Annotated in this window: 14 protein-coding genes; 5 read left to right on the top strand and 9 right to left on the bottom strand. The window is 64.0% G+C overall.

Annotation, left to right across the window (positions count from 1 at the left end; genetic code table 11):
• Nucleotides 1-67: 67 nt before the first annotated feature.
• Nucleotides 68-508: a ribosomal maturation YjgA family protein gene (locus IVB27_RS01045; protein ID WP_247440703.1), complete on the top strand. Its 441-nt coding sequence runs from the start codon at nt 68-70 to the stop codon at nt 506-508.
• Between the two features lie 73 nt (nt 509-581).
• On the opposite strand, the gene IVB27_RS01040 is transcribed toward IVB27_RS01045, so the two are convergent.
• Both IVB27_RS01040 and IVB27_RS01035 read right to left on the bottom strand, forming a co-directional pair.
• Complete coding sequence (locus IVB27_RS01040) at nt 582-1,745, bottom strand: winged helix-turn-helix domain-containing protein (RefSeq protein ID WP_247440702.1); 1,164 nt, start codon at nt 1,743-1,745, stop codon at nt 582-584.
• Between the two features lie 261 nt (nt 1,746-2,006).
• Nucleotides 2,007-2,252 (bottom strand): hypothetical protein, encoded by a 246-nt coding sequence (locus IVB27_RS01035; RefSeq protein WP_247440700.1) that lies wholly within the window; start codon nt 2,250-2,252, stop codon nt 2,007-2,009.
• Nucleotides 2,253-2,572: 320 nt separating this feature from the next.
• Between IVB27_RS01035 and IVB27_RS01030 the strand changes: the two genes are divergently transcribed.
• Nucleotides 2,573-3,214 (top strand): OmpA family protein, encoded by a 642-nt coding sequence (locus IVB27_RS01030; protein WP_247440698.1) that lies wholly within the window; start codon nt 2,573-2,575, stop codon nt 3,212-3,214.
• A gap of 57 nt (nt 3,215-3,271) precedes the next feature.
• Here the strand turns inward: IVB27_RS01030 and IVB27_RS01025 are convergent, their stop codons facing one another.
• Nucleotides 3,272-4,702: a phospholipid carrier-dependent glycosyltransferase gene (locus IVB27_RS01025; RefSeq protein WP_247440696.1), complete on the bottom strand. Its 1,431-nt coding sequence runs from the start codon at nt 4,700-4,702 to the stop codon at nt 3,272-3,274.
• A gap of 51 nt (nt 4,703-4,753) precedes the next feature.
• Here IVB27_RS01025 and IVB27_RS01020 point away from each other — a divergent pair, with 51 nt between their 5' ends.
• Together IVB27_RS01020 and IVB27_RS01015 are read left to right on the top strand one after the other, a co-directional pair.
• Entirely contained in the window at nt 4,754-5,455 is a 702-nt protein-coding gene (locus IVB27_RS01020) for a FecR family protein (RefSeq protein ID WP_247440693.1), read from the top strand.
• A 2-nt stretch (nt 5,456-5,457) separates the two neighbouring features.
• The gene (locus tag IVB27_RS01015; RefSeq protein ID WP_247440692.1) at nt 5,458-6,606 is read left to right on the top strand and encodes a hypothetical protein; all 1,149 of its coding nucleotides are present in this window, start codon (nt 5,458-5,460) and stop codon (nt 6,604-6,606) included.
• Between the two features lie 143 nt (nt 6,607-6,749).
• On the opposite strand, the gene IVB27_RS01010 is transcribed toward IVB27_RS01015, so the two are convergent.
• The 3 genes from IVB27_RS01010 to IVB27_RS01000 form a co-directional block, all read right to left on the bottom strand.
• Nucleotides 6,750-7,238, bottom strand: coding sequence for a VOC family protein (locus IVB27_RS01010; RefSeq protein WP_247340510.1), 489 nt, complete (start codon nt 7,236-7,238; stop codon nt 6,750-6,752).
• A gap of 41 nt (nt 7,239-7,279) precedes the next feature.
• Nucleotides 7,280-7,708 carry a VOC family protein gene (locus IVB27_RS01005; RefSeq protein ID WP_247440690.1) on the bottom strand — a complete coding sequence of 143 codons (429 nt, stop codon included), beginning with the start codon at nt 7,706-7,708 and terminating at the stop codon, nt 7,280-7,282.
• A 131-nt stretch (nt 7,709-7,839) separates the two neighbouring features.
• Nucleotides 7,840-8,352, bottom strand: a complete 513-nt coding sequence (locus IVB27_RS01000) for a cupin domain-containing protein (RefSeq protein WP_007595213.1) — start codon at nt 8,350-8,352, stop codon at nt 7,840-7,842.
• Between the two features lie 128 nt (nt 8,353-8,480).
• On the opposite strand from IVB27_RS01000, the gene IVB27_RS00995 reads away from it, so the two are divergent.
• Nucleotides 8,481-8,699, top strand: a complete 219-nt coding sequence (locus IVB27_RS00995) for a CsbD family protein (protein WP_247440689.1) — start codon at nt 8,481-8,483, stop codon at nt 8,697-8,699.
• Nucleotides 8,700-8,771: 72 nt separating this feature from the next.
• Here IVB27_RS00995 and IVB27_RS00990 read toward each other — a convergent pair whose 3' ends face one another.
• From IVB27_RS00990 to IVB27_RS00980, 3 genes are read right to left on the bottom strand one after another with little or no spacing between them, the layout of a single operon-like run.
• Nucleotides 8,772-9,236, bottom strand: coding sequence for an FKBP-type peptidyl-prolyl cis-trans isomerase (locus IVB27_RS00990; RefSeq protein ID WP_247440686.1), 465 nt, complete (start codon nt 9,234-9,236; stop codon nt 8,772-8,774).
• 59 nt (nt 9,237-9,295) lie between these two features.
• Complete coding sequence (locus tag IVB27_RS00985; protein WP_247440685.1) at nt 9,296-11,587, bottom strand: xanthine dehydrogenase family protein molybdopterin-binding subunit; 2,292 nt, start codon at nt 11,585-11,587, stop codon at nt 9,296-9,298.
• Nucleotides 11,584-12,606, bottom strand: a complete 1,023-nt coding sequence (locus IVB27_RS00980) for an FAD binding domain-containing protein (RefSeq protein ID WP_247440683.1) — start codon at nt 12,604-12,606, stop codon at nt 11,584-11,586. Before IVB27_RS00980 ends, IVB27_RS00985 begins: the two co-directional genes overlap by 4 nt.
• Between the last annotated feature and the right edge of the window lie 4 nt (nt 12,607-12,610).

Below are 12,610 nucleotides of genomic sequence, written 5' to 3'. Positions count from 1 at the left end.
GGATTGTTGCTTTTATTGGCAGAGAGCGGTTTTGAGCATCATCGGCCGAGAGTCAATGGAGCGAGCAATGCAAGGGGCGCAGCCGGATAAACCTATTGCGCCGTTACGGACATCCCTGATCCGCGCCGGGCTGGCGCTGGCGGTGATCGTCTGCAGGCTGTCCCTGCGCTGGTACGGTTTTCCGCTCGGCCTGCCCGCCTTCGTGGTGAAGTACGGCGGCTCGCTGCTGTGGGCAACGATGGTGTTTCTGCTGGCCGGCGTTTTGCTGCCGCGGCTGCCACGAGCGCAGATCGCGGCCATCGCGATGGTGATCGCGGTCGTCGTCGAGTTTTCCCGGCAGGTGCATACGCCGTGGCTCGATGCGTTCAGGCTGACCACAGCCGGGGCGCTGCTCTTGGGCCGCATCTTCTCGCTGTGGAATTTGCTGGCGTACGGTTTCGGGATTGCGTTCGGCGCTTGGATTGATCGATTCGTCGCGATGCGTAGGGTGGGTCAGCCGAAGGCGTAACCCACCACCTTCGCTTCCGCGGAAATAGACAGTGGTGGATTACGCTGCGCCAATCCGGCTTACGACGACATCCTCACTCCGCCAGCTGAAACTTCTCGAAACGATCGAGCTCCTCCTCGATCTTCTGCTTCAGCTCCTTGCGCGCCGCCGTCTTCTTGCCCTGCCCGACCCAGGTCCATTTCTGCATCAGCAGCTTCTTCGCCTGCCGGTCGGTCTTCAGATCGAGCGCGGCGACGATTTCGTCGCCGACCAGCACGGGGAGCGCGAAATAGCCGAGCTTGCGTTTCGCCTTGGGCACATAGGCCTCGAACAGATGGTTGTAGCCGAAGAAGAGATTGGTGCGCTTGCGCTGGATGATCAGCGGATCGAACGGCGAGAGGATGTGGACGAGATCGGAGGACGCGCGCTCGCCCGGCTCGAGCGCTGCCGGCTGTGCCCAGTGCTCCTGCTTGCCGGCACGGTCGATCGTCACGGGCACGAGTTCGCCACGGCGGGCGCGCGAGGCGATCAGGCCCGCCACCGCCGCCTTGCGCGGCGCGTCGAGATGGCAGATCGAATCGAGGCTCACCACGCCCTGCGACCGTAGCGCGCGGTCGAGCAGATAGGCCGTGATGTCCTTGGTCGAGGCCGGCTTCGGCAGCTTGTCCCAGCCGAAATGGCGCGTCATCAGCTCATAGGTCTTGAGCATGCCCTGGCGCTCGCTGATGGTCACGGCCCCCGTATAGAAGGCGAGTTGCAACGCCCGCTTCGAGGGTTTTCGGCTCTGCCAGAGATGCTCCTTCTCGGTGAGCACGTCGTCCTCGATGTCGCGGATCGTCAGCGGGCCGGCGCGCACCAGCCGCATCACCTTGCGCATGTCGGCAGGCATCACCGAGGCGAACCATTTGTGCCCCTCGCGGCGGTGCTCGCGCATGGCCGGCAGGAAGAAGCGGAAGTCGCCGGCCGGCACGTAAGAGAGCGCATGCGTCCAATATTCAAAGACGCTTCTGTCCACGCTCTGGGCGTGGCGCAGATCGGCGCGGCGGTAGGACGGGATGCGGCTGAACAGGATGTGGTGATGGCAGCGCTCGATCACGTTGATGGTGTCGATCTGTACATAGCCGAGATGGGCGACTGCGTCGGCGACGGCCTGCGCCCCGCCTCCGAACGGCGCGCGCTCATCCAGCCGCTGGGCATGAAGCCAGATCTGCCGGGCCTGTGTCGTGGTGAGTGGAATCGGTTTGGGCGCGCGGGACATTGCGGGAAGGAATGTAGCGGAATTCGCGCCGGGAGAAAGGAGACGGCAAAGCATCGGCCAAAGAAAAAACGCGCTGCCAACTGCTGACAGCGCGGTCGATGGGCGCGCCTCGCGCCTATGTCATCGTCATCGCCTTCTGCGACTTCATGTAGTGCATGCAGGCGCTCTTCATCTTGCCATTGCTCATGTCGGTGTTAGCCATGGCCATTTCCTTGTTGGCCGCCACCTTGGCCGGCGTGTCGGCGGTGCGAAAGTGGAGGCTCAGCGGTCATCTTTCGGGGCTTTGGACCGATCGCCGACGCTACCCGTGGCGACGTCCGGCTCGCACGCGGCTCTGCCGCGCCCCTCCGCCTGGCAGCGATAGACACTGCCGGTGAGACGATCGACCAGCCACATGTTCTCGTCGGTCGACCCTTCAAGCCCGACATAGCGGGAGGTCATCCCTGTGATCAGCGTCGATAGAAGGATCGCCACCGCGATCATGGCCGCGCCGATATAGACGGGCATTGAGCTCAGGGGCACTGTCCGTTCCGTCGGGCCACTGCGATAGGTCTGGTAGTCACTTGGCCTCGGCACTGGATGGAACTCGGCTCCCTCGCTCGTGATTGTCGGTTGAAGGGGCTAGGCGCGCATCTGGCCGACATCTTGTCCGCGAGCTGACCATGCCGCGACGGCTTTGCGACGATCGATGTCCACGCCGCAAAATGCGTTAGGATCACTCCGGGAGCGGCTATAGCCACCGTGACCAAGATCACATTAGGTGCTTTGAACCTTCCCTATGCTCGCAGCATCAAATCGCCATCAGGCGTAACAGCGAGGATACGACAATGACCCGTTTTGTTAATTTTTTTGGACTGAAGGCGATTGCTCTCTCGGCAGCGCTGTCGATGACGGCGGGCCTCGCCCTGGCCGGCGACAACAACGTCTCCACAGGCCAGATCCTGGATGCACTGAAGCCGAAGCCGGCGACCCGCGGCCTCTCCGCCGGTCCGCAGGCCGATCCGACGGTGCAGGCCAAGGAATCGACGTTCCTGAATACGGTGCGCAACCGCTCGACCCGGTCGCTCTCGACCGGCGAGCGCGACCAGATCGCCGAGCTCGCGGCGACCAAGCCGAACATCGATCTGGAAATCCAGTTCGACTACAACTCGGCCAACATCGCCAAGACCTCGGTATCGTCGGTGCAGGCGCTCGGGAAGGCCCTGTCCGATCCGTCGCTCAAGGGCTCGACCTTCGTGGTCGCCGGCCACACCGATGCGGTCGGCGGCGAAGAATACAATCAGGGCCTCTCCGAACGTCGCGCCGACACCATCAAGAAGTACCTGGTGCAGAACTACGGCCTCACCGGCACCGATCTCGTCACCGTCGGCTATGGCAAGACCAAGCTGAAGGATACCGCCAACGGGACCGACCCCATCAACCGCCGCGTCCAGGTCGTCAACATGGACACCAAGTCCGCGTCGAAGTAATTCCCCGGTCATTGCCAATGAAGACGCCGCCCGCCGTTCCCCCGGCAGGCGGCGATGTCATATCCAGCTCTGGAACAGCATCAGCCGGCCGAAGGTTTGCATCGACACGCCGACAAACGCCGCGGAGATCGGCAGCATGACCGCAAAACCGATCGCTGCGATGCCGACATAGGCCCACAACATCCAGCGGGGCAGACCGTCCCGGCGCAGCACGTAGACCAGCGCAAGCGACGCCACGGTCGCAGCCGGCAGATAATAGTAGATGAAGCCGAGCGTGCGCGGCAGCAACGCCCAGGCGAGCCAGGACCCGAAGTAGAAGGCCGCAATCAGGAACGCATCCCAGCGACGCGCGACGACGAAATCGCGCAGCACGACCGCGAGCGCGAGCAACGCGGGCCACAGCACCAGCGGATTTCCGAGGAAGACGATTGCGGAGACGTTGTCCTCCGTGGTCTTGTCGAACAGGAACCATACCGGTCGCGCGAGCAACGGCCAGGATGGCCACGCGCTCATATAGGTGTGGCCGGCGATCGCCGTCGTGGTGTTGTCGGCGAAGATCCGGCGCTGCGCCTCGATCAGATCCGATAGCGACAATCCATAGAGCGGAACGAACGCGGCGAGATTCGTCAGCGCCGGCAGCACGGCAAAGCACAGCGCGGCATGCTGCATCCGAAAATCGGGCCACAGATCGGGCCGATACCAGTCACTCGGCTTCGCGTCGGCAAACAGCGTGCGCCAGCCCTGCATCAGGCGGATCACCGCAACCATGACGATGCAGATTCCGAGCGGAAACAGGCCGCTCCATTTGCAGGCCGCAGCACAGCCGAACAGGCTGCCCGCGAGCGCGAACAACGCATGCGGGCGATCCCTTCGAAAACCGTGCATGAAGGCGGCCATCGCGAGCAGGCCGAAGCCCAACGCAAAAATGTCGAGCATCGCAATGCGCGCCTGCACGTACAGCATCTGGTTGCAGCCGGCGATCAGCGCGGCGGCGATCGCAGGTCCTTGCGCGGCGAACAGCGCGAGGCCGCACAGATAGGTCGCGACGATCGCGAGCGCCCCGAACAATGTCGCGGGATAGCGCCAGCCCAGCGCGTTGTCGCCGAAGCCCGCGATCGAGACCGCGATCAGCTCCTTGGCCAGCGGCGGATGCATCGGATTGAGCATCGGTTGCGACATCGCCGGTGCCAGCATCTGCCGCGCAGCCGGCACGTAGTGCACCTCGTCGAAGACGAACTTCTCCGGCGTCGTGAGGCCGATCAGCAGCGCGAGATGCGCGACCAGGAAAATCACGACAGCAATCACTGCGCTCCGCGACACCTTCGGAACTGCGGGCAAGTCGAGCGGCATTTGTGGAGAAGTTTTGCGTGGCAAATTTGCGTCACCGCGGACAAAAACAAAGATCGCGCTTTTCATTGAACGCATTCTGCCGCAACTGTCACTAAGCATAACGCAGGTCCCGCGTCGCTTGTGATAATTTCGCCACATCGCAAGCGCGCGCGATCCGGTACGATCAGGGACAAATCGATCGATTGCGAAATGAATTTGCGTTTCTGGCTTTTCTCCACGCTGTTGTCGGCCGCCTTGTGCGCAGCGCCTTGCGCGCAAGCGCAGACGCGCGTCGGTGAAGCCGTCGTGATCCAGAACGAGGTCGTGCGCGTGGCCGCGACCACGACGCCGATCAGTGTCGGTGATGGCATGCTGCGCGACGAGACCGTGCGCACCGGCGCCGACAGCGCGGCGCGCTTCGTGATGGCCGACAGCACCAATCTGTCACTCGGCCCGAGCGCGACGCTCAAGCTCGACCGCACCGTCTTCAACGACGAGCACAGCTATCGCGACGTCGCGATCCGCATGACCACCGGCGCATTCCGTTTCGTTACGGGACATTCCGCGAAGACCGCCTACAAGATCACGACGCCGCTCGCGACCATCGGCGTGCGCGGCACCACGCTCGATATCCTGTCCCAGCGCGGCCGCTCGGTCGTCGTGCTGCAGGACGGCGCCGCCAGCGTATGCACGACGAGCTTGCAGTGCGTGCAGCTCACGCAGCCCGGCGACACCGCAATCATCACCTCGACCGGCGGCAAGGTCTCTATCAGTAAGACCAATACGCCGCCCTGGACCTTTGCCGCGACCTGCGCCGCGAGCGCCGGGCTGTGCGCGGTCAACCAATATGCGGAGGCGTCGCCGACCATCACGCCCGCCGTCCATGACGACGGCATGCTGTGCGGGCGCTGACCATGGAGGTATTCAACGTCAGGCGCTTCATCCTCGTGCTGACCGCCGCGTTTGCGTTTGTCGCGGTCGATGCCCGTCCGGCGGCAGCCGCCACGAATTGCGTGTCCGAGTGCGGAGGGTCGACGCCCACCCCGGCGCCGAGCTATTCATCCTCGCCGACGCCAACCTACAGCCCCTCGCCCTCGCCCAGCCCCTACCCGTCATCGTCGCCGAGCCCTTATCCGTCCTCCTCGCCGAGCCCGACGCCGACGCCGACCGGCGCGGATTCCAGCGGCAACTCGATCGGCGGCCTCGCCAACCAGCGCTTCAACCAGATGATCACCAACCGGGTGCTCGGCACGGTGCTGCTCGGCGTCAACGAGCAGGTCAATTGCAGCAACTGCATCAGCGCGTTCGGCTCGGCGGGCTCGTTTTCGGCGGGCATCCACGGCCGCAAGGAGCTGACCAACAATCTGTCACTGCTCGCCGGCATCGCCTACACGCAGTACAGCGAGGGCGGCTACAACATCACCAGCGCGCCGATCGGCGCTTTCGCGCTGCGCTATGACTTCACCGACTGGGGCTCGTCGCGCCCGTTCTTCGACATCGGCACGATCCTGACGCCGTGGGAGAAAGCGCGCTACACCCGCAGCTACAACACCAGCCTCGGCCCGGTGAGCGTCACGAGTTCGACCAACGTCTCGAACTACGCCGTCTACGGCCGCGCCGGCTGGATCAGCCGTGTGTCGCCCCGCGATGAGGTCGCCGCCTCGATCGAGGTCTGGCAACTCTGGCAGCGCGTCTCAGGCTATACCGACAGCGCGGTGGCGTTCAATCCGCTCGACGCCAGCATCGCGACCGGCACCGACCGCACCAACCTGGTCAAGATCGGCGGCCAGTGGACACATCTCTACGGCAGCAATATCGAGGCCAACATCAATGGCGGCTGGGTGCAGTCGTTCGCCAGCCATAGCGGCATCGTCGCCACCGTGACCGGCGACGGCACGGTGGTGCCGACCATGGGCAACCAGGGCTGGTTCGAATATGGCGGCCGGCTCGGCTTCCGCGTGCAAAAGGGCTGGATCGTGGACCTGTTCGCCAACGGCACGCTGGGTCCGCAGCCGGTGGGCAACACCATCCATGGCGGCGTGGGGCTGCGGATCAATTATTAATTCCTCATGGTGAGGAGGCGCGCGCGCGCCGTCTCGAACCATGCAGGCCCCGCTTTAGCAGCTCGGCCTTTCATCCTTCGAGACGCTTGCTGCGCAAGCTCCTCAGGATGAGGAGTCCGGTCTTAGGCCGAACCGCCACCGCCTCACGCCGCCGACTTGCCCTCGAACGCGCGGCGCAGCACATCCTCATCCAGCTTGACCATCTTCATCATGGCCTGCATGGCGCGTGCGGCGGCGGCCTTGTCGGGGCTCGAGAGGAATTCGAACATCACCTTCGGCACCACCTGCCAGGACACGCCGTAGCGGTCATGCAGCCAGCCGCATTGCTCTTCCTTGCCGCCATGGGCCAGGAAGGCATTCCAGACGCTGTCGACCTGGACCTGATCGTCGCAATGGATCATGAGCGAGAGCGCGTGGGTGTATTCCATCTTCATGCCGCCGTTGAGCGCGACCAGAGGTTGTCCGGCGACCGTGAACTCGACCACCAGCACGGAGCCTTCCTTGCCGGACGGGTTGTCCGAAACGTTGCGCTGAACGTGCCTGATCTCCGAATTCGGAACGAGCGAGACGTAGAATTTCGCGGCTTCCTCGGCATCGCCGTTGAACCACATGCAGGGCACGACCTTTGACATCTTGAATGCTCCTCTTCAGTTTCGTGGTGTCGTGGCTTGGATCAGGCGTTCGACATGTCGGACTGCGCGGCAAAGGCTGCCATGTCCATCCAGTTCACACCCCACATGTGGCCGTCCGGATCCTCGAAGCTGCGGCCGTACATGAAACTGTATTCGTCCTTCGGGCCGGGATCGGCCGCCCCGCCCGCCGCCGCGGCCCTGCCGACGATATCGTCGACCTCGTTGCGGCTGTCCGCGGACAGGCAGAACAGCGCCTGGTTCGAGGTCTTGGCATCCGAGATCGGCTTCGGTGTGAACTGGCGGAATTTGTCGTGGGTCAGCAGCATGGCGAAGATGGTCTCGGAAAAGACCATGCAGCTCGCCGTATCGTCGCTGAATTGCGGGTTCCTGACCGCGCCGACCGCCTCGTAAAAGGCGGTGGCACGCTTGAGGTCGGTCACCGGAAGATTGACGAAAATCATTTTGGGCATCGAAAGCTCCTGGGACGGGGTTCTGCCCAAGGACGGATGGCTGGGCAGCCACCCGACATCGCTTCCGGATATTTTTCGCTCCCTAACCTGCGGGGTTCTGTCGCATCGCCCCCGCGCGGTTTTGGGCAGCCTTACTTCTTCTCGTTCGGATCGCGGTGAATGGGATCGACCCACAGCACGGTCTCGGGCTTCTCGACCGGCTCGATGTCGAGGTTGATCGCGACCGCCTCGCCGTCGCTGCGCACCAGTACGCATTCCAGCACTTCGTCGCGGCTGGCGTTGATCTCCTGATGCGGCACGTAGGGCGGGACGAAAATGAAGTCGCCGGGGCCGGCCTCCGCGGTGAATTGCAGGCTCTCGCCCCAGCGCATCCGCGCCTTGCCCTTCACCACGTAGATGACGCTTTCGAGATGGCCGTGGTGATGCGCGCCGGTCTTGGCGTCGGGCTTGATGCTGACCGTGCCCGCCCACAATTTCTGCGCACCGACGCGCGCGAAATTGATCGCGGCCGCGCGGTCCATGCCCGCCGTCGACGGCACGTTGGTATCGAGCTGGTTGCCGGGAATGACGCGCACGCCGTCATGTTTCCAGCGATCGTCGTGATCGTGGTCATGGTGGGAATGCGAATGGTCATGGCCGGTCATGGGACTTGCTTTCTGTTGGTTCCGTGCGCGGCAAACTAACCCAAAGCCGCGCCCGCAAGCCATGCCAAAATCGGAACCCTCATAGCCGTCGGGCGTTGTCTCAGTAAGCGAACCGCAAGGAGAGTTTCATGGGTAGCACGACCGACAAGATCAAGGGCACCGCCAACGAGGCAATGGGCAAGGCCAAGCAGGGTATCGGCGAAGCCACCGGCTCAGACCGCATGAAGGGCGAAGGCGCAGTCCAGGAAGTGAAGGGCAAGGACCAGCGGGCCATGGGTGACGCCAAGGACGCCGCAAAAGACGCGGTCGATCGCGCGGCGGCTACGGCCAAGCGCGGGACGGAATAACACGTCCAGCATTGACACAAACAAGACTGAAAGCGAAAGACCGGCCGAGAGGCCGGTCTTTTGTTTGCGGGCTTACTTCACCCCGAGCAATTCCACGTCGAACATCAGCGTTGCGTTCGGCGGGATCGCGCCGCCTGCGCCGCGGGCGCCATACCCGAGCTGCGGCGGAATGATCAGCGTACGCTTGCCGCCGACCTTCATGGAGGCAACGCCCTCGTCCCAGCCGCCGATGACACGGCCCTTGCCGATCGGGAATTCGAACGGCTCGCTGCGATCGACCGACGAGTCGAATTTCTTGCCCTTCTGGCCGTTCTCGTAAAGCCAGCCGGTATAGTGCATCACGCAAATCTGTCCGGGCTTCGGCGAAGCGCCGGTGCCGACGACGCTATCGGTGATCTGCAATCCTGAAGCTGTGGTCATGGTCTTTCCTGCGGTCTGGGCCGAGGCCGTTGTGGAAACGAACGTCGACACACTGCCGATCACGGTGATCGCAAGTGCCGACATGATGGCGAGGAGCACGCGCTGTAAACGCTGCATAAGACACCTTCCGTTTGAGGCGGAAGGTGTCTAGCGCAACGAGCATGCGGTTTCCACCCCTAGACCTCGATATTTTCCAGCCGCACGGGCAGCTTGCGGATACGCTGGCCCGTGGCGTGGTAGATCGCATTGCAGATCGCCGCATTGGTGCCGACATTGGCAAGCTCGCCGAGGCCCTTCACGCCTGCCGGGTTGATGTGATCGTCCTGCTCGGAGAGCAGTATCACCTCGACACCGGGCACGTCGGCATTCACAGGCACGAGATAGTCGGCAAGATTGTCGTTGACGTAGCGCGCATTGCGCTCGTCGATCTCGGTGGCCTCCAGCAACGCCGAGGACATGCCCCAGATCAAGCCGCCCATGAGCTGGCTGCGCGCCGTGCGCGGATTCATGATACGGCCCGCCGCGAAGGCTCCCACCAGCCGCGGCGCACGGATTTCATGGGTAAAGCGGTTGACGCGGACCTCGACGAACTCGGCACCAAAGGCATAGGCAATCTTGTCCTTCATCGAGTGACCACCGACGAGGCGCGCGTGCCCGCTGTGCATGGCCGTGAAGGAGTCCAGCGGCGCGCCTTCCGGCTTCCACTCGCCGTATTCCTCGACGACGCCGACACCGAGCGCGTCGAAGGCCTTGTCCAGATCGAGCGGACGATCGCTCTTCGCCGCCTGCGTGCTTCGCGTCTGGCTGATGCCGACAGTCTCCTTGGCCTTGTCGGCGAGGCTGTCGCCCGGCATCACGGCCTTGAACAGCCTTTGGCGAAGCTGATCGCACACCATCATCACTGCCGAGCAGGTGCTGGCGGTCGAGTTCGAACCGCCGGCAACCGGCGCCGGCGGCAGGTCGCTGTCACCCACGAAGACCGCGACCTTTTCCAGGGGCACGCCGAGCCGCTCGGACGCGGTCTGCGCGATGACGGTGTATGCACCGGTACCGATCTCGTGACCGGCAATCTCGACCCGGGTACGGCCGTCGCGCTGGAGGCGGACGCGCGCGGCGGACGGCGCCATCTGGGTCGGATAGCAGGTGGCGGCACAGCCATAGCCAATCAGCCAGTCGCCGTCCGACATCGATTTCGGCTGCGGCGAGCGCTGCGACCAGCCGAACGCCTTGGCGGCCTCATCGAAGCACGCCATCATTGACCGGGACGTATAGGGCTTGCCGCCGATCGGCTCAACGGTGGTGTCGTTGATGCGGCGGAGCTCGACCGGATCCATGTTCAGCTTCGCCGCGAGTTCGTCCATCGCGCTCTCCAGCGCGAAGAGATATGGCACCTCCGGCGGTGAGCGCATGAAGCCCGGCGTGTTGCGGTCGGCGCGCACAATCGACACCAGACTGCTGACGTTCGGGCAGGCATAGAGCCGCGTCGTCGTCTTGGTGCCGCCGACGCAATAGGCATCCGGACGCGACGAAACCTCGGAGCCCTCGTGCCTCAAAGCCGCCAGCTTGCCGTCCCGGCCAGCACCAAGCCTGATCTCATGGCGCGTCTCGGCGCGGTAGGTCGCGATGGTGAAACCCTGGTCGCGGGTCGGCACCAGCTTGATCGGCCGGTTCAGGCGTTTGGCGATGCCGGCGATAATGGCGGTTCGCGGCGTCATCGAGCCGCGCGAACCAAAGCCGCCGCCGACATAGGGATTGACGACACGGACCTTGTCGGCGTCGATGCCGAGCTGCTCGGCGACGCCGTTCTTCAGGCCATAGACATACTGGCTGCCCTCATGGATGACGAGGTTATCGCCCATCCAGGCGCAGCTCGTCGTAAACAGCTCCATCGGGTTGTGGTGCTGGGTCGGCGTGTCATAGGAGGCGGTGAGCTTGACCTCAGCCTGGTCGAACGCCTTGGCGAAATCGCCGACCTCCGGGTCTTCCTTGAACTGCGAGTTTTGCCCTTTCGCCGCAGCCGTGGTCGTTCCCGGCGAGTCGAAGCTCGCACTCGGCGCTACGGCCGTGTAGCTGACCTTGACGCGATTGGCGGCCTCGCGCGCGGCCTCGTAGTTCTCGGCGATGACGACCGCGATGATCTCGCCGTCATGGGCGATGTCGGCCGATTTCAGCGGCTGGATCGTGGTGCCGGCATAGCCGCCATTGCTGAACAGCTTCGACTCCTTCAGCTTCGGGGCGTTCTCGTGCGTGACGATGTCGATCACGCCGCGGACACCTCTGGCATCGTCAAGATCGAAGCTGTCGATGCGGCCCTTGGCGATGGCACTGGCGACCAGGAATGCGTAGGCGGGATTGTCGAGCGGCATGTCGGACGCATATGTCGCCCGGCCCGTGACCTTTGCGGCGGCGTCATAGCGCGGCACGGGCTGGCCCATGTTTGCCTTCGGCTCGGGAGCTGCAGCGGTCATGATCGGACCTCCATCGTTACGGCCTGCTGGAGCGCGCGCGCCACCACGCGCTTGCCGAGCGCGATCTTGAAGCTGTTGTGCTGGCGTCCCCGCGCGTCCGCGAAAGCGGCAGCGGCAACACGCTGCGCCAGATCGTCGTCGAATTTCTGTCCCTTCAGCAGCGCCTCCGCCTCGCGCGCCCGCCACGGCACGGTGGCGACGCCGCCCAGCGCGACGCGTGCGTCCCTGATCGTGCCATCCTGCACGTCGAGCGCGACGGCAGCCGACGACAACGCGAACTCATAGGACTGACGGTCGCGCGTCTTGAGATACACCGAGCGCGGCCAGCGGCCGGGAATGGAGAATGCCGAGATCAACTCACCGGGCTGAAGCGTGGTCTCGATGTCGGGCGTGCTGCCGGGTGCCTTGTGCAGATCTGCGAACGGCACGTTGCGCGTGCCGGACCTGCCGGTGATCTCGACCATTGCGTCCAGCGCGATCAGCGCCTGGGCAAAATCGCCGGGATAGGTCGCGATACACTGATCGGACGTGCCGAGCACCGCATGCATGCGATTGACGCCATCCATGGCGGCACAGCCCGAGCCAGGATTGCGCTTGTTGCAATTCTCATAGGAGACGTCGCGGAAGTAGCTGCAACGCGTTCGCTGCATCACGTTGCCCCCGAGCGTCGCCATGTTGCGCAGCTGGGCGCTGGCGGCGAGATTCAGGGAATTCGCGATCACAGGATAGTTGCGCTGGATCTCGGCATGCGCGGCCACATCGGACATCTTCGCAAGCGCGCCGAGCCGCAAGCCGTCGCCTTTGGATTCGATCGCGGACCAGCCGCTAGCAAGCGGATTGATATCGACGAGCGCGGCGGGACGCATCACGTCCAGCTTCATCAGGTCGATCAGCGTGGTGCCGCCGGCGAGCGGCTGTGCCGCGGCCTGCGTCAACGGATTGTTCGCAGCCGCGGCAGCGCTGAGCGCCTGCACGGCCAAGTCAGGATCTGTTGCTCTCTGATACGAAAACGGTCGCATGCGC

Source organism: Bradyrhizobium sp. 197 (assembly GCF_023073375.1).
In the GTDB taxonomy this organism is placed as follows: Bacteria; Pseudomonadota; Alphaproteobacteria; order Rhizobiales; family Xanthobacteraceae; genus Bradyrhizobium.
Note: the sequence above shows the minus strand (reverse complement) of the source record. Positions and strands in the feature narration are given on the sequence as shown.

Coding starts and splice junctions, on each gene's coding strand:
- IVB27_RS01045 (WP_247440703.1), top strand. CDS start 68: ATGCAAGGGGCGCAGCCGGATAAACCTATTGCGCCGTTACGGACATCC.
- IVB27_RS01040 (WP_247440702.1), bottom strand. CDS start 1,745: ATGTCCCGCGCGCCCAAACCGATTCCACTCACCACGACACAGGCCCGG.
- IVB27_RS01035 (WP_247440700.1), bottom strand. CDS start 2,252: ATGCCCGTCTATATCGGCGCGGCCATGATCGCGGTGGCGATCCTTCTA.
- IVB27_RS01030 (WP_247440698.1), top strand. CDS start 2,573: ATGACCCGTTTTGTTAATTTTTTTGGACTGAAGGCGATTGCTCTCTCG.
- IVB27_RS01025 (WP_247440696.1), bottom strand. CDS start 4,702: ATGTGGCGAAATTATCACAAGCGACGCGGGACCTGCGTTATGCTTAGT.
- IVB27_RS01020 (WP_247440693.1), top strand. CDS start 4,754: ATGAATTTGCGTTTCTGGCTTTTCTCCACGCTGTTGTCGGCCGCCTTG.
- IVB27_RS01015 (WP_247440692.1), top strand. CDS start 5,458: ATGGAGGTATTCAACGTCAGGCGCTTCATCCTCGTGCTGACCGCCGCG.
- IVB27_RS01010 (WP_247340510.1), bottom strand. CDS start 7,238: ATGTCAAAGGTCGTGCCCTGCATGTGGTTCAACGGCGATGCCGAGGAA.
- IVB27_RS01005 (WP_247440690.1), bottom strand. CDS start 7,708: ATGCCCAAAATGATTTTCGTCAATCTTCCGGTGACCGACCTCAAGCGT.
- IVB27_RS01000 (WP_007595213.1), bottom strand. CDS start 8,352: ATGACCGGCCATGACCATTCGCATTCCCACCATGACCACGATCACGAC.
- IVB27_RS00995 (WP_247440689.1), top strand. CDS start 8,481: ATGGGTAGCACGACCGACAAGATCAAGGGCACCGCCAACGAGGCAATG.
- IVB27_RS00990 (WP_247440686.1), bottom strand. CDS start 9,236: ATGCAGCGTTTACAGCGCGTGCTCCTCGCCATCATGTCGGCACTTGCG.
- IVB27_RS00985 (WP_247440685.1), bottom strand. CDS start 11,587: ATGACCGCTGCAGCTCCCGAGCCGAAGGCAAACATGGGCCAGCCCGTG.
- IVB27_RS00980 (WP_247440683.1), bottom strand. CDS start 12,606: ATGCGACCGTTTTCGTATCAGAGAGCAACAGATCCTGACTTGGCCGTG.